This window comes from Nocardioides pinisoli (genome assembly GCF_024199985.1).
GTDB lineage: Bacteria > Actinomycetota > Actinomycetes > Propionibacteriales > Nocardioidaceae > Nocardioides > Nocardioides pinisoli.
On the sequence record NZ_JANARS010000001.1, the window covers coordinates 657,774 to 676,884 of the forward strand.

Consider the following 19,111-nt stretch of genomic DNA (forward strand, 5'->3'; position numbering starts at 1 on the left):
GCACAGCGCGACCCGCTCGGGAGGTATTCCGTCGGATCAGGATCGCCAGCGTGCCGGGCGCGACAAACCCTCCGGAAGGGTGGTCGCCTCGTCGCCGATCGCCGCGTTGACCTGCGGCTGGGTGAGGAAGAGCGTCGTCGACAGGTCACAGCCGCGCACGTCGGTGTCGCGCAGGTCGGCGCCGAGCAGGTCGGCGTCGCGAAGGTCGGCTCCACGGAGGTCGGCAGCGATCAGCAGCGCGCCGCGGAAGGCCGAGCCGCGGTGGTCGCCGGCCACACGACGTCCGGCGAGGTCCGCCCGCGTGTGGTCGTGAGCTGCGGGCCACGGTCGCCGTACGCGTGCACTGGCCTCGGCGAGCAGTCGGCCGACGCGTTCGTGCAGGTCGTCGACGTCGGCGCGCAGCAGCGTCTCGGGGTCGGCGGTGGTGAGCTGCTCGATCTCGGACCGTACGACGTCGGCGTCCGGGTCGGGGGAGCGGCGCGCGACCTCGACGAGGTGGGCGAGCATCTCGTGCAGCTGGCGCATCACCGACAGCACGGCGGCCATCTCCGCGAGGTTGTCCTGCTCGCGCCAGGACGTGCCGCCGTAGGTGACCTGGGAGACCTGCTGGCCGGCGCCGAAGCACTCGAAGACCGTGCAGCCGGGCCAGCCGTCCTCACGCAGGGTGGCGTGGATGCGGCAGCCGTCGTCGTCGAGGAGGTTGTGGCACGGGCGCCCGCCGGGCTTGTCGACGCCGAAGCCGGCCGAGGCCGAGAAGGGGAGCAGCACGCAGCAGAGGCCGAAGCACCGGGCGCAGTCAGACCTCAGCTCCGGTGTGGCCACCCGGGGATCCTGCCACGCGTCGACTCGTGGAGCCGCCGCGACGTCAGGCGTACCAGCCGTTCTGGATGGCGAAGGCGTTGACGAACAGCAGCAACACGAACGCGACGCCGACGAAGCGGTTGTCGAAGATCAGCTTGCCCATAGCACCCAGCATGCCCGTCTGTTCGCGGAATGAAACAGGTGATCGGTAAAGATTCACCGACTGTGGGTAGAGGCCGGCCGTATCGTGGGCTCATGCCGACCCCGGGCCTCACCCCTTCCTCGCCGCTCCGGCTGCAGTACCCCCAGTCGCTGGCGGTGTACGACGACTACGCGCAGGCGCAGAAGAGCGTCGACTTCCTGGCCGACGCCGACTTCCCGGTCCAGCAGCTGATGATCGTCGGGACCGACCTCAAGCGCATCGAGCGGGTCACGGGAAGGCTGACCTGGTCGAAGGTCGCCGTGGGCGGCATCCTCTCCGGGCTGTGGCTCGGTGTCTTCATCGGCCTGGTCTTCGCGCTGTTCACCGAGGAGGGCCTCTGGCAGGTGCTGCTCGGCACCGCCCTCATGGGCGCCACCTTCGGCCTGGTGTGGGCCCTCATCGGCTACGCCCTCACCCGCGGCCAGCGCGACTTCTCCTCCGTCACCCAGGTGGTGGCCACCAAGTACGAGGTGCTCGTGGAGAACAAGCACGCCGCGCAGGCGCGCGAGCTGCTGGCCAAGCTGCCCGGCGCGCTCCCCGACCCCTTCGCCTGAGCCCGGACGCCGAGCCTGAGGCGGCGTCGAGTGCGCGGCCCCGCGGCAACTGCTACCGCGAGCGCACTCGACCTCGAGAAAACCCAAAGTTGAGGGGAATCGACTCAACTTCTGGCGCGTTGGAGCGAGTGGGACCACAGTGGTCCCCACCACGACGCACACGGAGGAAGAGTTGAGCCAGTTCGGTGCCGAGAAGTTCACCACCCGCAGCCGCGAGGTCATCGAGGCTGCCCAGCTCGCCGCGACCACCGGCGGCAACACCACCACCGAGCCCATCCACCTGCTCGTCGCCCTGCTCAAGCAGGAGGACGGAGCCACCCGCAGCCTGGTGCAGAAGGCGGGGGTCGACCCCGCGACCCTGCTGGCCCAGGCCGAGGGCGTCCAGCAGCAGCTGCCCCGCGCCACCGGCTCGACGGTCCAGCAGCCCAGCGCGTCCGCCGCGCTGACCCGCGTCCTCGCCTCGTCCCTCGACCTCGCCGGGTCGATGAAGGACGACTACGTCGCCACCGACCACCTGCTGGTCGCCACCGCGACCGTCGAGTCGAGCGCACAGAAGGTGCTCACGGACGCGGGCCTCACCGCGGCCGGGCTGCGGGAGGCGATCACCGCGGTCCGCGGCAACCGCCGGGTGACCAGCGAGAGCGCCGAGGCGTCGTACGAGTCGCTGGAGAAGTACAGCGTCGACCTCACCCAGGCGGCCGAGGACGGCCGGCTCGACCCGGTGATCGGGCGCGACGCCGAGATCCGGCGCGTCATCCAGGTGCTGTCGCGGCGCACCAAGAACAACCCCGTCCTCATCGGCGAGCCCGGCGTCGGCAAGACCGCCGTCGTCGAGGGCCTCGCCCAGCGCGTCGTCGCCGGCGACGTGCCCGACTCGCTCAAGGGCCGGCGCGTGCTGGCGCTCGACCTCGCGGCGATGGTCGCGGGCGCGAAGTACCGCGGCGAGTTCGAGGAGCGGCTCAAGGCGGTGCTCGAGGAGATCAAGGACGCCGGCGGCCAGGTCATCACCTTCATCGACGAGCTGCACACCGTCGTCGGTGCGGGCGCCGGCGGCGACTCCGCGATGGACGCCGGCAACATGCTCAAGCCGATGCTGGCGCGCGGCGAGCTCCACATGATCGGCGCGACGACGCTCGACGAGTACCGAGAGCGCATCGAGAAGGACCCCGCGCTGGAGCGTCGCTTCCAGCAGGTCTTCGTCGGCGAGCCCAGCGTCGAGGACACGATCCAGATCCTGCGCGGCATCCAGGAGAAGTACGAGGCGCACCACGGCGTCCGCATCACCGACGCCGCGCTGGTCGCCGCCGCCACGCTGTCCGACCGCTACATCACCGGCCGCCAGCTGCCCGACAAGGCCATCGACCTCATCGACGAGGCGTCGTCGCGGCTGCGGATGGAGCACGAGTCCTCGCCCGAGGAGATCGACCAGCTCCGGCGCCAGGTCGAGCGCCTCAAGATGGAGGAGTTCGCGCTCGCCAAGGAGACCGACGCCGCGTCGGTCGACCGGCTCGACGCCCTGCGCAAGGACCTCGCCGACCGCGAGGAGGAGCTGCGCGGGCTGGAGACCCGCTGGGAGCGCGAGAAGGACCAGCTCCAGGGCGAGGGCGAGCTGCGCCGCCAGCTCGACCAGCTCAAGATCGAGGCCGAGAAGAAGCTGCGCGAGGGCGACCTCGCGGGCGCCTCGGAGATCCAGTACGGCCAGATCCCGGCCCTTGAGAAGGAGATCGCCGAGGTCGAGAAGGCCGAGGCCGCCGACCTCGAGCCGCTGGTCGGTGAGGAGGTCGGCGCCGAGCAGATCGCCGACGTCGTCGAGGCCTGGACCGGCATCCCCACCGGCAAGATGCTGCAGGGCGAGACCGCCAAGCTGCTCGAGATGGAGTCCGTCATCGGCCAGCGCCTCATCGGCCAGCGCGAGGCGGTCACCGCGGTCAGCGACGCCGTACGCCGCTCGCGCGCCGGCATCTCCGACCCCAACCGCCCCACCGGGTCGTTCCTCTTCCTCGGCCCGACCGGCACGGGCAAGACCGAGCTCGCCAAGGCGCTCGCCGACTTCCTCTTCGACGACGAGCGCGCGATCGTGCGCATCGACATGAGCGAGTACAGCGAGAAGCACTCGGTGTCGCGACTCGTCGGTGCCCCTCCGGGCTACGTCGGCTACGACGAGGGCGGCCAGCTCACCGAGGCCGTGCGGCGACGCCCCTACAGCGTCGTGCTGCTCGACGAGGTCGAGAAGGCGCACCCGGAGGTCTTCGACATCCTGCTGCAGGTGCTCGACGACGGCCGGCTCACCGACGGCCAGGGTCGCACGGTCGACTTCCGCAACACGCTGCTGATCCTCACCTCCAACCTCGGGTCGCACTTCCTGGTCGACCCGCTGATGGAGCCGACGGTGAAGAAGGAGTCGGTCATGGGCGTGGTGCGCGCGCACTTCAAGCCCGAGTTCCTCAACCGGCTCGACGAGGTCGTCATGTTCGACGCGCTGTCCAAGGACGACCTGGCCCACATCGTGGACCTGCAGCTCGCGCTGCTCGAGCAGCGGCTCGCGGTCCGGCGGATCACCATCTCGGTGACCGACGCGGCGCGCGCGTGGCTCGCCGAGACCGGCTACGACCCGGCGTACGGCGCCCGGCCCCTGCGCCGGCTCATCCAGTCGGCCATCGGCGACCCGCTCGCCCGGCTGCTGATCGCCGGTGAGGTCACCGACGGCGGCGCGGTCACCGTCGACGTGGGTGCCGACGGGCTGGTGCTGGCGTCCTGACGGAGATCCCCTCCGAGTGGTGGACTCCCCGCACGAGCGGGGAATCCACCACTTCGGGGCCGTTGCAACCCCCTCGAGGTGTCGGACCACCCCTGCCAGTACGCCGTCCCGCGCGCCGGCGGCCGGCCGGCGGGCGTGCTCTCAGCGGCACCTCAGCCGGCTGGGGGATGCTGGGGCCGTGAGCACGGCGACCGAGGCGACGAGACCGTGGTGGCGACTCCGGGACACGCCCGTTCCGGGTGGGGTGCCGGACCTGGCGAAGGCGCTGCTGTGGACCGAGCTGGCGATCGTGCTCCTGGTCTCGCTGGGCCGGAGCGCGGTCTACTCGATCGTGAGCATCGTCTCGGCGCTCACCGCTCCCGGGCCGCTGTCGTCGCAGGCCGCCAACCTCAACAACTCGCTGGCCCCGGACCGGCCGTGGCTCGACCTGACCTACCAGCTGCTGCGGATCGGGTTCGCGCTCGTCCCCGTCGCGCTGGCGGGCTACCTGCTGGTTCGCTCCGGCAGCAGGCTCAAGGACGTCTGGGCGCGCGACGGCGGCTGGAGCACCCTCGGCGACTGGGGCCGCGGCGCGCTCCTCGCCGCAGGCGTCGGCTCGGTCGGGGTGGTCTTCTACCTCGCCACCTTCGCGCTGGGCACGAACCTGACGGTGGTCGCCCAGTCGCTCCCGGGGGAGTGGTGGCGGGTGCCGGTGCTGGTGCTGGCGGCCGCGGAGAACGCGGTGCTGGAGGAGTTCGTCGTCCTCGGCTTCGTGCAGGTGCGCCTGCGCCAGCTCGGCTTCGGTGACACCGCCGCCATCGGGCTGGCGGCGCTGCTGCGCGGCAGCTACCACCTCTACCAGGGGCTCGGCGGGTTCGTCGGCAACCTCGCGATGGGCCTGCTCTTCGGCTGGCTCTTCCGCCGCTGGGGACGCGTGATGCCGTTCGTCGTCGCCCACACGCTGCTCGACGTGGGCGCGTTCGTGGGCTACGCCCTGCTCGCCGGGCGGGTCGACTGGCTGCCGACCCTGTGACCCGCCCGGCGACGGACGGTCAGCGGCGGATCTTGACCTTCTTGGAGCTGCGCCGCGCCTTCTCGTAGCCCTTCTTCTTGGCCGTGACCCGGACCGAGATCTTCTTGCCGCGGTCCTTCGCACGGACGCGGTAGGTCGCCTTCTTGGCGCCCTTGATCTTCTTCCCGTTCTTCAGCCACTGGTAGCGCACCTTGACGCTCTTCTTGGCCGGCTTGGGCTTCCAGCCCTTGACCTTCACCGACAGCACGCGACCGGCCCGCGGGACGCCGCGGACCTTGGGCCGCTTCGTCCGGAACAGCGCCTTGCCCACGACGACGGACGCATCGGGCGCCGAGACCGTCGGGTAGAACGGTGCGGAGCCGAGCACCTGCAGCGTCAGGGTCTTGCCGATGTCACGTCGCGACAGCTTGAAGGTGCTGGCGGTGGCACCCGGGACCGGGACGCCGTCGAGCCACCACTGATAGCTCAGTGCGACGGCCGGGGACCACGGCGTGGTGGTCGCCTCCGCGGTGCCCTTGAAGCGCGGGCGGCCGGCGATGCTGGCCACCCCGGGATAGATCTGCGACTGGCGGTAGCCCGCGACCGTCGCGATCTGCTCGTTGATGGCCTGGACGTTCTGGGTGGCCGCCGTGCCCTGGACGCGGCCGTTGTAGGCCACGTTGGGGTTGGAGAAGTAGCCGATCCGGGTGCAGTTGACCCGCTGCGCGACGCACTGGTCGTAGTAGGACATCACCGTGATGGTCTGCGCGGCCACGTCGACGTAGCCACGGGCGTAGGGCTTGCCGTCGGTCGGCGGCTGCGAGGCACCCGCGTCGTGGTGGCCGCTCAGGTTGTGCCCGACCTCGTGGGCGAACGCCCGGAACTCGGTGGCGCACGCGGCGGCGTAGACGACCGACCAGGCGGCGTACTCCGGGTCGTACTGCGGGTCCATCCCGCCGAGGTAGGCGATGCCGCACGCCGCGCCACCCGGCACGCTGCCGGCCAGCCACAGGCTCACCAGGTCGGCGTGGGTCTCCTCACGCAGCTGTTGAGCCTCGTCGAACATGCCGTCGCCCGGGGTGCCGAGCGCCTTGAGGTTGGTGACCAGGACGGACGACTGTGCCGCGGCGACCTGCCGGGTGCCCACGAGGCGCACCCGGGTGGCGACACCGGAGTTGGCGAAGGCCTCGTTGGTCTGCGCGATGCCGAGCGCGAACTGCGCCTGCATCGCCTCCTGGCCCATCTGGGTGACCAGCGCGGCGGGGTACACGATGGCGATGTCGATCGTGTCGGGTGCGTCGGCGGCGGCGATGGGGGCGCGGCCAGATGCCTTGTCGCCGGTCGTGGTGTCGGCGCTGTCACGCTGGGTGCGCGCCGCGGCGCCGTGGTCGTGCGCGTCGGTGCGGCCGTGATGCTCCGGCAGGACGACGTCATCGCCGCCAGGCGGGGTGCCCGCCTCGTCGACGACGTAGTCGCCCTCGGGCGTGCTGCGAACCTCGTAGGTGCCGTGGTCGACGGAGGCGACGTTGATGTGGGTGACGCCACCGACGACGACGCCGGTGACGGTGCCCTTCTCGCCGATGATGCCGCCGGACCACGACGTGATCCCCGCTGTGTCGGTGAGCTGGTCGACGGCGGCGGTGACCGTCGTGTCGTCGAACAGCTCGAGGCTGATGCTGTCGCCGGTGCGTACGGCGTCGAGCGCGGCCGCGTCGACGTCGACGCTCCGCGAGCGCTCACCGCCGTCGGCCTCGGTGGTGGCCTTGCCGGACGATGCCGGGCTGAGCAGCTCGACGGGACGGCTGTCCGGGTCCTGCGACGCGGTGGCCGTGGTGACGGGCGCCGTGGTGGCGGCCAGTGCCAGGACGCACAGACCGGCGACGCCGACGAGTGTCCTGTTGGTGCTCCTGGTGGGCACGGTGATGGGCATGGAGTCCCCCTTCTCTCGGAGCCTTACCTGCCCCGCGTGGGGGCGCCCAAACCCGGCGCGCCGACCGGATGTGGCGCTACTCGCCCGTCTCGACCTCTTCGCGCTGCTGCTGCTCGGTGCGTGCCGGACGGCGTCGGCCGAGGAGGCCGCCGGCCCACAGCGCCCACAGCACGAGCACCGGCTGGAAGAACAGCCGGACGAGCCGGGCGCGGTCGGTGTCGAGCCCGAACGCGTCGGTGCCCTCGACGTACTGCGCGATGTTGCCGGGGAAGATCGCCACGAAGAAGGCGGCCAGCAGGGCCCCGATGGTGCGTCGGTGACGCGGCAGCGCGACGAAGGCCCCGCCGAGCGCCACCTCCACGACGCCCGAGCCGAGGACGGTGAGGTCCTCGTCGACGGGGAACCAGTCAGGCACCTGCGCCCGGAACTCCTCGCGCTGCGTGGTCAGGTGCAGCACGCCGGCGGTCACCATGAAGCTGCCCAGGGCGACGCGGGCGAGGGTCTGTGCCTTCATGTCCTGAAGCCTAGGCGGGTGCCCCCGGGGGCACCGGCACGAGGACGCCGGGGTTCATCAGGCCCGCGGGGTCGAGCGCCTGCTTGACCGCGCGCATCAGGTCGACCTCGACGTCGGACTTGTACGACGCCGCTGCCGCCGCCTTCGTGCGCCCGAGGCCGTGCTCGGCGCTGATCGACCCCGCCTCGCGGGCCACCGACGCGTAGATGGCGGTGGTCAGGTCGGCCGCCGCGGCCCGCAGCGCGTCGTCGTCGCTGCGGCCGTCGGCCAGAGGGGCGTTGAGGTTGTAGTGGAGGTTGCCGTCGCCGACGTGGCCGTACGTGACCAGGCGGACTCCCGGGCAGACCTCCTGGAGGTGCGGCCCGATGGCGTTGGTCCAGTCCGCGAGCCGGGCGATCGGCAGCGTGACGTCGTGCTTGAGCGTGGCGCCCTCGACCTTCTGCACCTCGGAGATGCCCTCGCGCAGGCCCCACAGCGCCGACCGCTGCGCGGGGCTGCCCGCGATCGCCGCGTCGGTCGCGCAGTCGGACTCGACGGCCTCGCCGAGCAACGACTCCAGGACCTCGTCGAGCCCGTCGTCGGAGGCGGAGCCGGCGAGCTCGACCAAGACGTACCAGTCGCTAGGCTCGCCCAGGGGGTCGCTGGCCCCGGGCAGGTGCTTCAGGACCAGGTCGATGGCCTGCCGGTTGGCGATCTCGAACGTCGACAGGTGCACGCCGGCGTGCTGCTGGGCCAGGCCGAGCAGGGAGACCGCGGCGTCGACCGACGGCACCGCGACCCAGGCCGTGGCGTGCCGCGGCGTGGCGGGGAAGAGCCGCAGCACCGCCCCGGTGATCACGCCGAGGGTGCCCTCCGCGCCCACGAACAGCTGGGTGAGGTCGTAGCCGGTGTTGTCCTTGCGGAGCCCGCGCAGCCCGTCCCAGACCCGCCCGTCGGGCAGCACGACCTCGAGGCCGAGCACCAGCTCGCGGGTCATGCCGTAGCGCAGCACCGCGGTGCCGCCGGCGTTGGTGGAGAGGTTGCCGCCGATCGTGCAGCTGCCCTCGGACCCCAGCGACATCGGGAACAGCCGGTCGACACCCTCGGCCGCCGCCTGCACGTCGGCCAGCACCACTCCGGCGTCGACGGTCACCGTGCCGGCCACCGGGTCCACGTCGCGCACCCGGCGCATCCGGCCCAGGGACAGCACGACCTGGTGACCCGACGCATCGGGCACGCCGCCACCGACCAGCCCGGTGTTGCCGCCCTGCGGGACGACCGCCACGCCCGCGCCGGCGCAGGCCGTCACCACGGCCGCCACCTCCTCGGTCGAGCCGGGCCGCACCACCGCGAGCGCCCGGCCGGCGTGGGTGCCGGTCCAGTCGACGACGTAGGCCGCGACGTCGGCGTCCTCGGTCAGGACGTGGTCGGCGCCGACGCTCGCGCGCAGCCGGTCGAGCAGGTCGTCCATGGGTCTCCTCGGGTGGGCGCCAGGATGGTCGCGCCACATCCTCCCCCACGCGGTCGCGGGTGGCGTGGGCATCTCGCGACGGCGAGGGTCCGGACGCCGCGACCGCCGCCCGGCAAGGATGTCGTGGTGAGCACCGACACCCAGAACCCGGTCCGCGTCGTCCAGCTCGGGGGGCTCATGCCCTTCGTGCGCGAGTGGCTCTCGGAGCGGTACGACGCCCCGCTGCACGAGGACCTCGCCGACGCTGCGGGGATCGAGGTCGCGGTCGTCGGGGGCGGGGCACCCGCCGGCGCGGCGGAGATGGACGCCCTGCCCGACCTGAGGGCGATCGTGAACTTCGGCGTCGGCTACGACAACGTCGACGTGGCCGAGGCGCAGCGCCGGGGCATCGTCGTCTCCAACACCCCCGACGTGCTGACCGACGCGGTCGCCGACCTGGCGGCGTTCCTCGTCGTCGACGTGCTGCGCGGCCTCACCGCGGCCGACCGGTTCGTGCGCAGCGGCGCCTGGGCCCGAGGCAAGCCGGTGCCGCTGACGCGCGACGTGCGCGGCGCCGTGGTCGGCGTGCTCGGGCTGGGTCGGATCGGCACCGCTGCGGCCGAGCGGCTGGAGGTCTTCGGCGCGGAGGTCCACTACCACTCGCGGAGCCCGAAGGACGTGGGCTGGACCTACCACGACAGCCCGGTCGCGCTGGCGGAGGCGAGCGACGTGCTCGTGGTGCTCACGCCCGGCGGCGCCGACACCGACGGGCTCGTGGACGCGGCCGTCCTCGAGGCGCTGGGTCCCGAGGGCTACCTCGTCAACGTGGCCCGCGGCTCCGTCGTCGACGAGGACGCGCTGGTCGCGGCGCTCGAGGCGGGTCGCATCGCCGGCGCCGGGCTCGACGTGTTCGCCGACGAGCCGCGCGTGCCGGAGGCGCTGCTGCAGCGAGAGGACGTCGTCCTGCTCCCTCACGTCGGCAGCGCGACCGTCGAGACCCGCGAGGCGATGGGCCGGCTCGTGCTCGACAACGTCGACGCCTTCCTCGAGCGCGGCGAGCTGGTGACCCCGGTCGGCTGACGTGGCTGCCTCCTGGAGGACCACGACCGACCGCCAGCGTCAAGGAATCCCTGCGCTCGTCAGGCCGGAAGGCTTAGGGTCGGGGGTGCCGCGGGGGTCGACTCGACGCAGGGGGTGAGATGCACGACGAGACGGACAGGGCCCGGCGCTATGCCGACGTGCCCTGGGCCGACGAGCAGACGCGCCAGCACCTCCAGGTCCTGGTCGAGGGCGTCGCCACGCTCGCCGGCTTCGCCCAGTCCTCGCTGACGCTGCGCCGCGACAGCCACTTCGAGGTCGTCGCCGCCGCCGGCGTCGAGGACGGCTTCGTCGGCACGCAGGTGCCGAGCTCGTCGATCGAGAACGAGCTCGCGGGCGCCGACGAGTGGGGCGTGTGGCGCTTCGTCCCGCACGACCGGGCCAGCGAGGAGGCCCTCGCCTACAGCCACATCCCCGACGTCACGCCGCTCGAGGGCGACGATGCCTGGCACCCGCTCGACCTCCTCGCCGCGCCGGTCCACGACGACCAGGGCCGGCTGCGCGGCCTGCTGTCGGTCGACATCCCCGACGACGGGCGCCTGCCGTCGCCTCAGAAGATGGAGGTGCTCACGCGCTACGCCGGGCTCGCGCGCACCCTCGTGCTCCTCGCCCTCGAGCGCGAGGAGCTGAGCGAGCAGGTGCGGATGGCCACGGAGGCGCGCGCGATCGTGCGCCAGGCCCTCGGCGAGCCGACGCTCGAGCTGGTGCTGGAGGCCTGCCGGTCCGCGGTCGTGTCGTGCTTCGACGCGGTCGGCATGTGGCTGACGGCGTTCAACCCCGACGGCGTCGGCTCCACCACGACGTCCTACGCCGTCGGCAACGCCTACGACACGCCGCCGTTCGGCGAGATCGACGACGTGGTGGTGCGGCTGGCCCACCGCTACTGGACCGACCAGTACGTCGCCCCCTTCTCGCGCGACGCCCTCGACCAGCCCGGCCTCGCTCGCGACGACGCCGAGCGGCTGCTGGGCTTCCTCGACCGGATCGGCATCGGCTCGGTGCTCTTCGTCCCGCTGGGCGTGGGCCGGGAGTGCGTGGGCTTCCTGGTCCTGACCCGCGTCTCCGACGCCCGTCGCTGGACCGACATCGAGATCGACGCGGCCCGCGACATCGGCCGCGACCTCGGCCTCGCCGTCGGCAAGGCCCGTCAGCTCGAGCTCGAGCGCGCCATCGCCGACCGGCTGCGCCGGCTCGACAGCTATCGCGTCGAGGTGGTCAACACGATGGGCCACGAGCTGCGCAACCCGCTGTTCTCGATGAGCGCCAACCTCGAGCTCCTCGACACCGCCGGCCTCGACGACGACGGCCGCCGCTCGGTGGCGGCGGCCACGCGTGGGGCCACCCGGATGCGCGCCGTCATCGACGACATGCTCACCATGGCGCAGGTCTCCGACCCGCACCGCGAGTTCGACCCGATCCCGGTCGACCTGCGCCGGGTGGTCCACGACGTCTACGACGAGTGCCACGCCGCGGCGTCGGCCGGCGACGTCGTCTGCGAGGTCGAGCTGCCTGACGAACCGGTCCTCGTGCCGGGCGAGCCGGAGGAGCTGCACCGCCTGCTGACCAACCTCGCCTCCAACGCGATCAAGTACACCGATCCCGGCGGCCGGGTGACGGTGCGCGTCGCCACCGAGGGCGACGCCGTGGTGGCGACGGTCGCCGACACGGGGATCGGCATCTCGTCGCCCGACCAGGAGCAGCTGTTCCGGGAGTACTTCCGCTCCACCAACCCGGCCGCGCTGTCGCGGCCCGGCACCGGCCTGGGCCTCGCCATCGTCGCCCGGATCGCCGCCCGCCACGGCGGCTCGGTCGACATCGACTCCGAGCGGGGCCGCGGCACGACGGCGCGACTCACGCTGCCGGCCTATGTCGACGACGTCAGCGCGGATCCGTCGACCGCGTCATGAAGGTGCTGAGCGGGTCCTCGGCGTAGGACCCGAAGGGCGGGCACGGGACGAAGCCGGCCCGCGCGTAGAAGCGACGGGCGGGCTCGAAGAACGCCATGCTCCCGGTCTCCAGCGACACCCGCGAGACCCCGCGCGCCCGGGCGTCGTCGAGCGCGTGCGCGAGGAGGCGGCTCGCGACCCCGGTGCCCCGCACGCGCGGCTCGGTCCGCATGCTCTTCAGCTCCTCGTGCCCCTCCTCGACGGGCGCCAGCGCGACCGTGCCGACGATCCCGTCCCCGTCGACGCCCACCCAGAGTCGTACGCCGTCCCGCTGCAGCGCGGCCAGGTCGAGGGCGTGCCGGCTCTCCGGCGGCGCGGTCGGCTCCATGTCGTCGAGGTGCGCCTGCAGGAACGCCGCCAGCCGCGGGTCGCTGAAGTCGGCTCGGGCGATGTGCACCGCGACAGTGTGGCCGAATCGTGTTTCCGGGAGGTGACACCGTCGCCCGGAGATGTGCCAGCGTGGGACCCATGACTCGCACACTGGACGTCGACTACCTCGTGGTGGGGGCCGGCGCGATGGGCATGGGCTTCGTCGACGCGCTGGTCGACCACTCCGACGCGCGCGTCGCGATCGTCGACCGCCGCCACGGCGCGGGCGGCCACTGGCTGGAGGACTACCCGTTCGTCCGGCTGCACCAGGCCTCGACGTTCTACGGCGTCGCCTCGGCGGTCCTCGGTGGCCGGGTGCAGGAGCACGGGCCGGAGGCGGGGCTGCACGTGCGCGCCTCGCAGCCGGAGATCGTCGACTACTACGCGCACGCGGTCGAGCGGCTGCGCGGCACGGGCCGGGTGGAGGTCCTCACCGGGTGCGAGGTCGTCGGCGGGCACACGGTCGTGTCGCGCATCTCGGGGCAGACCTGGGAGGTGCCGGCGTCGTGCCGCGTCGTCAACGCCCACTACCTCTCGCCCAGCATCCCGGCGGAGACGTCGGCCCCCTTCTCGGTCGCCGACGACGCCCGGGCGGTGGCGGTCAACGACGTGGTCCGGCTCGACGAGGCGCCCAGCCAGTACGTCGTCGTCGGCTCGGGCAAGACGGCGACCGACGCCTGCGTGTGGCTCCTCGGCCAGGGCGTCGACCCCGACGCGATCTGCTGGGTGCGCCCGCGCGAGCCGTGGATGCTCGACCGGGCGCTGATCCAGCCCGATCCGGCGGTCTTCCTCGGCGTGCCGGCCACCACCTTCGAGGATGCCGCGGCCTCCTCGACCCTCGACGAGCTGTTCCTCCGGCTCGAGGACGCCGGCGTGATGCTGCGCATCGACCGGTCGATCACGCCCACCATGGCGAAGGCCCCGACGCTCGGTCGCTGGGAGCTCGACCTGCTGCGCTCGATCGGCGACGTCGTACGCCACGGGCACCTGCGCCACGTGGAGCGGGGTCGCCTCGAGATGGCGGACGGCACGACCGTGCGGGTCGCCGACGACGCCGTCGTCGTGCACTGCGCCGCCGACGGCCTCAAGAACCCGCCGCTCGTGCCGGTGTGGGGTCCCGAGGAGATCACCCTCCAACCGGTGCGCGCCGGCTTCCCGTGCTTCGCGGCCGCGGTCACCGGCTACGTCGAGGCCACCCGGAGCGACGACGCGGAGAAGAACCGGCTGTGCCCGCCGTCGCGCTTCGGCGACTCGCTCGTGCAGTGGGCCGACATGAACGTCCGCGGCACCCGGGCCTCGATGACGCTCGCCGCCGAGCCCGACATCGCCGCCTGGGCCAACACCGTCGCGATCAACCCGGCGCGGATCCCGCCCGGCTACGCCGCGTCCGAGGAGCTCGACCGGGTGCGGGAGCGGCTGGCGGCGAGCACCGCGCCCGGACTCGAGGCCCTCACCCGGTTGATGGCCACCGGCTGAGGCTCCGCCGGCACGCCTCGTCGTCCGACAACGCGGTGGCTGTGGTCCACCTGATGGACCACAGCCACCGCACTGTCGGTGGGGTCGCGCGTGATCAGTCCGCGGGCAGGTAGACCCGCTGCGGGATGGTGTCGTAGACGGACGGGTCGAGCGTGTCGATCGAGCCGTCGGCGACGGCGTCGACCAGGCCGCCGAGACCGATCTCGATCTGCTTGCGCAGCATGCCGTTGCGCTTCATGCCGTCGTACTGCGTCTGGCTCGAGGTCTCGAACAGCACCACCGCGCTGCCGCGGAGGGCGAACGAGCCCAGCGCGGTGCCCGGCAGGTTGGTGTCCTGCGGGTAGAGCGTGACGTCGCCGTAGCCGGACTGGCCCTGGTCCTGCAGCGCCTCGTAGACCGCGACGTTGGCGCGCTGAGAGGCCTCCATGTCGAACTTCGGCCACGTGCCGAACTCGGCCGGGTCGTCGATGAACTTCGCCGAGATGGACAGCGGCGACATGCTCTCGAGGTCCTCGGTGGCGTAGCAGGACCACTGGTTGTGCAGGTCGACGAAGTAGTCGACCGTGCCGAACTCGGTCTCGAGGCCGCGGTAGACGTCGCGGACGGTCTGGGACTCGGGCGTGATGTACCACCCGGTGTCGGCGCTGTTGCCCGGGAAGTCGGCGGGCTGCGGGACGTAGTCGAGGTCGGGGTTGAAGTCGCGGTTGACGTCGAACCCACCGACGCGGGTGTTGTAGTTCCACGCCGGTGCCACGCCCGCGAGCTGGGGGAACGCCGCGACGACGTCGGCCCAGGTCATCTCGTTCTGGCGGGTGTCGCGCTCGCCGCCGTCGACGTTGAGCCGCGGGATCGCGACGATCGTGACCTCCTCGCGGAGGGCGGCGGCCTCGGGCGTCGAGCCGCCCCAGCGGCGGAGCAGGTCGAGGAGCGCCTCGGTGCCGTGGTTCTCGTTGCCGTGGATCTGCGACTCGACGAAGACGACGGTGTCGCCCTCGCCGACGCGCGCGGTGTAGATGTCGCGGCCCTGGTTGCTCTGGCCCACGACCTCGACGTCGACGAGGCCCTTGGTGGAGCGCTCGATGCCCTCGAGGGTGCGGCTGAGCTGGGCGTGGTCGACGAAGCCGTTGTTGCCCGAGCCCGAGGCCTCGGTGCCGCAGTGCGACTGGGTGGGGATGGCGTTCGCCGGTGACGAGGTGGTGGTGGCGACGATCCCGAGAGGAAGGGCCAGTCCGGTCAGGACGGCCGTCCAACGTCGTGCAGACATGCAGTCTCCGCATCAGTTGTGCCCGGCGAGCCGAGCGATCGACAGGTCCCTGCACCGTAGGTCGGCCCACCGACACGGCACCAGCGACCTTCGGCTCACTCCGTAGGGGGGATTGCATCGACCGGCCCGTGCCGGGTACCGCACGGGCTGACCACCCCTGCGACGAAGGACGACGATGAGCAACGACGGACAGGCCGACCAGACCCGGCAGGACCCCACCGAGGTGCACGAGCAGCCCGACACCGAGGGCGAGCAGCTGCCGAGGCCCGGCGACGAGGACTCGGTCACCGGCGAGATGGGGGAGAAGCCCGACCACGGCGAGGAGACGTACGTCGGCCACGACCGGCTGCTCGACCAGGTGGCCGTCATCACCGGCGGCGACTCCGGGATCGGTCGCGCGGTCGCGCTGGCGTTCGCCCGCGAGGGTGCCGACGTGGTGATCGCCTACCTCGAGGGCGAGCACGACGACGCACGCGAGACCGCCCGCATCGTCGAGGACGCCGGCCGTCGCGCGGTGCTGGTGCCGACCGACCTCGTGGAGGAGTCGGCGTGCCAGGCGCTGGTCGACACCGCGGTCGAGGAGCTCGGCCGCATCGACATCCTCGTCAACAACGCGGCCTACCAGATGGCCCAGCCCGGCGGTCTGGCCGACATCACGACCGAGCAGCTCGACCGGGTGATGCGCACCAACGTCTACGCCATGTTCTGGCTGTGCCGGATGGCGCTGCCGCACATGAGGGCCGGCTCGACGATCATCAACACCTCGTCGGTGCAGTCGTCCTCGCCGTCCCCGGAGCTCCTCGACTACGCGACCACCAAGGCGGCGATCGTGAACTTCACCCGCGGCCTCGCCGAGTCCGTCGCCGAGAAGGGAATCCGCGTCAACGCCGTCGCGCCCGGCCCCATCTGGACGCCCTTGATCCCGGCCACCATGCCCGCGGAGAAGGTCGCGTCGTTCGGGGAGCAGACCCCGATGGGCCGGGCCGGACAGCCGGCCGAGGTCGCGACGGCGTTCGTGTTCCTCGCCTCCCCGGAGTCGAGCTACATCACCGGCGAGGTCATCGCCGTCACCGGCGGCAAGCCCGTCACCATGTGAGGGGTGTCAGTCCCAGAACCACAGCAGGAGCTCGGTCGCCAGCGGCGTGGCGAGCCAGGCGACCGACGCTCCTGCTACCCCGGCCGCCACGGCGTAGAGGGCCACCTGGCCCCGGGTGAGCGTCCGCCGCCAGGCCCACAAGTCGAACGCCGACCACATCGTCACCCCGGCGGAGACGAACGGCACCGTCGGCACCCCGACGACGGTGACGAACAGGACCGCTCCGCCGAGGGGGGTGTCGTAGGGCCACATCGTGCCGAGGTCGTGGGCGAAGATCGTCTCGCCGGCGGGGCGCTGGTGCACGCCGTTGGCGTAGTAGGGCAGCACGAGCCCGACGACGTACGGCACCCAGCACAGGAGGGCGACCACGAACGCGAGGCCCGGACGACGGCGTCCCACTGCCACCACAGGCTGGGTCTCCGAGGGCAGGACCGTCATGACTGCAGTCTGCGCCCTCGGCCCGACCGAGCCATCGCCCCGATCGGGGATGTCGCCCGCTCAGCCACCGACCGCCGCGTAGCCCTCCCGGTAGGACGGGTACGTCGGTGCCCAGCCGGTCGACCGCAGCCGCGCGTTGGAGAGCCGCTTGCCGTGGCCCTGCGCCGGGTCGGCGGGCGGGGGGGCGGGGGCCCCGAGGGGCCCGGCGAGGAAGGCCGCGACGTCCCCGAGCTGCGCCGGCTCGTCGTCGGTGCCGAGGTAGAGCGGCTCGGGCTCGGCGGGCATCGTCAGCAGGTGCACGACGGCCGCGGCGGCGTCGGTGCGGTGGATCCGGTTGGTCCAGCGGTGCGGGTCGTCGACGCGGCCCTCGCGGACCTGGTCGAGCAACCGCGTGCTGCTGCCGCCATAGAGCCCCGACAGGCGCAGGACGGTCCCGTGCGGGACCCGCTCGTGGAACGCCTCCTCGGCCGCCACCAGCATCCGGCCCGGGCCGTCGCTCGGCGCCGGGGGCGTCGTCTCGTCCGCGAGGTCGGGGAGGTCGCCGCCGCCGTGCACGGCGGTCGACGACACCAGGACCGCCCGATCCGGCGGTGCGGCCAGGGCGTCGAGGGCGCGCGCCATCCCGTCGACGTACGTCGCCCGGTAGGACTCCCCAGTCCGCGGCCGGGCGGTCAGCGCGACGACGACGAGGCGGGGTCGTACGTCGGACAGGTCGGGCGCCTCGCGCGTCAGGTCGACCGAACGGCCGATGATCGGCGGCGGCACCTTCGAGGTGTTGCGACGCAGGGCTAGCACGCCGTGGCCGAGGTCGGCCAGGCGCAGGCCGACCGCAGCACCGAGGTCACCGGCGCCGACGAGCAGGACGTCAGGGGTCACACGCGCCACCGTAGCGAGCGGGGCCATGCTGTCAGAGCATCGCGCAACGCCCCCTCGGCCAGGTCGGTGAGCACCGCCACATCTGCCCGGACACCGTGCGCATGCCCGGCCGCCGAGCCGGGAACGAGCAGGGATGACCGATCTCGGACTCCTGCTCGTGCGCCACGGCTACGACGCCGTCGCGCGTGACCGCACGGCGCGCGGCGGCGCGGACACCTACGTCTCGCGCCTCCTCGGCCGCCGCGCCGTGGTGCTCGGCGACCCCGACGGCGCGCGCGCCTTCTATGACGAGTCGCTCGCGCGCCGATCCGGCGCCGTGCCGCCACCGCTCGCGTGGCTGCTGTTCGGTCGCGGCGCCGTGCACGGGCTGGACGGGACCGAGCACCGCGACCGCAAGCGGCTGTTCCTCGACGTCCTGGACCCCGACCGGCTCGGTGCCCTCGTCGAGGAGGTGCGCGGGGCGCTCGTCGCCCGCGCCGTCGGCTGGACCGGCCGTGAGGTCGACCTCCACCGCGAGCTGGTGAGCGTCTACGGCGCGGCGGCCCTGCACTGGGCCGGGCTCGACGTGTCGCGCCGCGAGGCCGACCTGGTCAGCCGCCGGCTCGCCGAGATCGTCGACGGCTTCGGCTTCGCCGGACCGGCGCACGCCCGCGGCTGGCGCGCGCGGCGCTGGTGCGAGCGCTGGGCCCGGGAGGCCGTGCGCGACGCGCGCGAGGGGCGTACGAGCCCGCCGGCCGGCAGCGCGCTGGACATGGTCGCGGCCACCGACCTCGACGTCCGCGACGCGGGCGTGGAGCTGCTCAACGTGCTGCGCCCGACCGTCGCCGTCAGCTGGCTGGGCTGCTTCGCCGCCCTCGCGCTGGCCTCGGTGCCCGCAGAGGAGCGCGAGCGCCTGGCGCCGCCCGAGGCGGTCCACGACCGGTACGCGTTCGCGCAGGAGGTCCGGCGCACGTCGCCGTTCGTGCCGGCGCTCACCGCGCTGGCCGTGCGAGACGCGGAGGTCTCCGGCGTCCGGGTGCGCCGGGGTGACCGGCTGCTGCTCGACGTCGTCGGCATCGACCACCACGAGAGCCGCTGGCCGGCACCTCGCGTCTTCGACGCCGACCGCTTCCTCGACCACGACGAGGTCGCGGCGGAGACCGCGTTCGACCTCGTGCCGCAGGGAGGTGGGCACCCGTCGGGCCACCGGTGCCCGGGCGAGTCCCTCACCCTGCGCCTGCTGTCCGAGACGATCCGGGTGCTGGCCGGGCTCGAGCTCGAGGTCACCCCGGGTGCCGCGGACGCGACCCGGATGCCGACGCTGCCTGCGGGGATCGGCCGCGTGCGGATCGCGCCCGTATGGGCCGGCTCGGCGCGGGCACTGGGATGA

At 72.8% G+C, this 19,111-nt stretch carries 16 protein-coding genes; 8 read left to right on the top strand and 8 right to left on the bottom strand.

Annotated features, from left to right (window positions below; all coding sequences use genetic code 11):
* Window positions 1–36: 36 nt before the first annotated feature.
* Window positions 37–822, bottom strand: coding sequence for a pentapeptide repeat-containing protein (locus tag NCI01_RS03125; RefSeq protein ID WP_254180005.1), 786 nt, complete (start codon window positions 820–822; stop codon window positions 37–39).
* Between the two features lie 234 nt (window positions 823–1,056).
* Here NCI01_RS03125 and NCI01_RS03130 point away from each other — a divergent pair, with 234 nt between their 5' ends.
* From NCI01_RS03130 to NCI01_RS03140, 3 genes are all read left to right on the top strand, one after another.
* A complete protein-coding gene (locus tag NCI01_RS03130) occupies window positions 1,057–1,557 on the top strand; it encodes a YflT domain-containing protein (RefSeq protein WP_254180006.1) in 501 nt (166 codons plus the stop codon).
* A 172-nt stretch (window positions 1,558–1,729) separates the two neighbouring features.
* Window positions 1,730–4,315 carry an ATP-dependent chaperone ClpB gene (gene clpB, locus NCI01_RS03135; protein ID WP_254180007.1) on the top strand — a complete coding sequence of 862 codons (2,586 nt, stop codon included), beginning with the start codon at window positions 1,730–1,732 and terminating at the stop codon, window positions 4,313–4,315.
* Window positions 4,316–4,493: 178 nt separating this feature from the next.
* Window positions 4,494–5,327 (top strand): CPBP family intramembrane glutamic endopeptidase, encoded by an 834-nt coding sequence (locus NCI01_RS03140; RefSeq protein ID WP_254180008.1) that lies wholly within the window; start codon window positions 4,494–4,496, stop codon window positions 5,325–5,327.
* Between the two features lie 19 nt (window positions 5,328–5,346).
* Here the strand turns inward: NCI01_RS03140 and NCI01_RS03145 are convergent, their stop codons facing one another.
* The 3 genes from NCI01_RS03145 to NCI01_RS03155 all read right to left on the bottom strand — a co-directional run bounded on the left by NCI01_RS03145 (window position 5,347) and on the right by NCI01_RS03155 (window position 9,200).
* Window positions 5,347–7,236, bottom strand: a complete 1,890-nt coding sequence (locus tag NCI01_RS03145) for a reprolysin-like metallopeptidase (RefSeq protein WP_254180009.1) — start codon at window positions 7,234–7,236, stop codon at window positions 5,347–5,349.
* Window positions 7,237–7,312: 76 nt separating this feature from the next.
* Window positions 7,313–7,750, bottom strand: coding sequence for a DoxX family protein (locus NCI01_RS03150; protein WP_254180010.1), 438 nt, complete (start codon window positions 7,748–7,750; stop codon window positions 7,313–7,315).
* 10 nt (window positions 7,751–7,760) lie between these two features.
* Window positions 7,761–9,200 (bottom strand): FAD-binding oxidoreductase, encoded by a 1,440-nt coding sequence (locus NCI01_RS03155; RefSeq protein ID WP_254180011.1) that lies wholly within the window; start codon window positions 9,198–9,200, stop codon window positions 7,761–7,763.
* Window positions 9,201–9,326: 126 nt separating this feature from the next.
* Here NCI01_RS03155 and NCI01_RS03160 point away from each other — a divergent pair, with 126 nt between their 5' ends.
* On the top strand, window positions 9,327–10,259 hold the full coding sequence (locus NCI01_RS03160) for a 2-hydroxyacid dehydrogenase (protein WP_254180012.1): 933 nt from the start codon (window positions 9,327–9,329) through the stop codon (window positions 10,257–10,259).
* 119 nt (window positions 10,260–10,378) lie between these two features.
* Entirely contained in the window at window positions 10,379–12,184 is a 1,806-nt protein-coding gene (locus tag NCI01_RS03165) for a sensor histidine kinase (RefSeq protein WP_254180013.1), read from the top strand.
* Here the strand turns inward: NCI01_RS03165 and NCI01_RS03170 are convergent.
* Window positions 12,156–12,620, bottom strand: coding sequence for a GNAT family N-acetyltransferase (locus tag NCI01_RS03170; protein WP_254180014.1), 465 nt, complete (start codon window positions 12,618–12,620; stop codon window positions 12,156–12,158). The two genes, NCI01_RS03165 and NCI01_RS03170, sit on opposite strands and share 29 nt — an antisense overlap.
* A gap of 71 nt (window positions 12,621–12,691) precedes the next feature.
* On the opposite strand from NCI01_RS03170, the gene NCI01_RS03175 reads away from it, so the two are divergent.
* The gene (locus tag NCI01_RS03175) at window positions 12,692–14,068 is read left to right on the top strand and encodes an NAD(P)/FAD-dependent oxidoreductase (protein WP_254180015.1); all 1,377 of its coding nucleotides are present in this window, start codon (window positions 12,692–12,694) and stop codon (window positions 14,066–14,068) included.
* A 94-nt stretch (window positions 14,069–14,162) separates the two neighbouring features.
* On the opposite strand, the gene NCI01_RS03180 is transcribed toward NCI01_RS03175, so the two are convergent.
* Window positions 14,163–15,332, bottom strand: a complete 1,170-nt coding sequence (locus tag NCI01_RS03180) for a M14 family zinc carboxypeptidase (protein WP_254180016.1) — start codon at window positions 15,330–15,332, stop codon at window positions 14,163–14,165.
* 175 nt (window positions 15,333–15,507) lie between these two features.
* Between NCI01_RS03180 and NCI01_RS03185 the strand changes: the two genes are divergently transcribed.
* On the top strand, window positions 15,508–16,428 hold the full coding sequence (locus NCI01_RS03185) for a glucose 1-dehydrogenase (protein ID WP_254180017.1): 921 nt from the start codon (window positions 15,508–15,510) through the stop codon (window positions 16,426–16,428).
* Between the two features lie 6 nt (window positions 16,429–16,434).
* On the opposite strand, the gene NCI01_RS03190 is transcribed toward NCI01_RS03185, so the two are convergent.
* Together NCI01_RS03190 and NCI01_RS03195 are read right to left on the bottom strand one after the other, a co-directional pair.
* Window positions 16,435–16,866, bottom strand: coding sequence for a hypothetical protein (locus NCI01_RS03190; protein ID WP_254180018.1), 432 nt, complete (start codon window positions 16,864–16,866; stop codon window positions 16,435–16,437).
* A gap of 60 nt (window positions 16,867–16,926) precedes the next feature.
* Window positions 16,927–17,742, bottom strand: coding sequence for an NAD-dependent epimerase/dehydratase family protein (locus NCI01_RS03195; protein ID WP_254180019.1), 816 nt, complete (start codon window positions 17,740–17,742; stop codon window positions 16,927–16,929).
* 133 nt (window positions 17,743–17,875) lie between these two features.
* On the opposite strand from NCI01_RS03195, the gene NCI01_RS03200 reads away from it, so the two are divergent.
* A complete protein-coding gene (locus NCI01_RS03200) occupies window positions 17,876–19,111 on the top strand; it encodes a cytochrome P450 (protein ID WP_254180020.1) in 1,236 nt (411 codons plus the stop codon).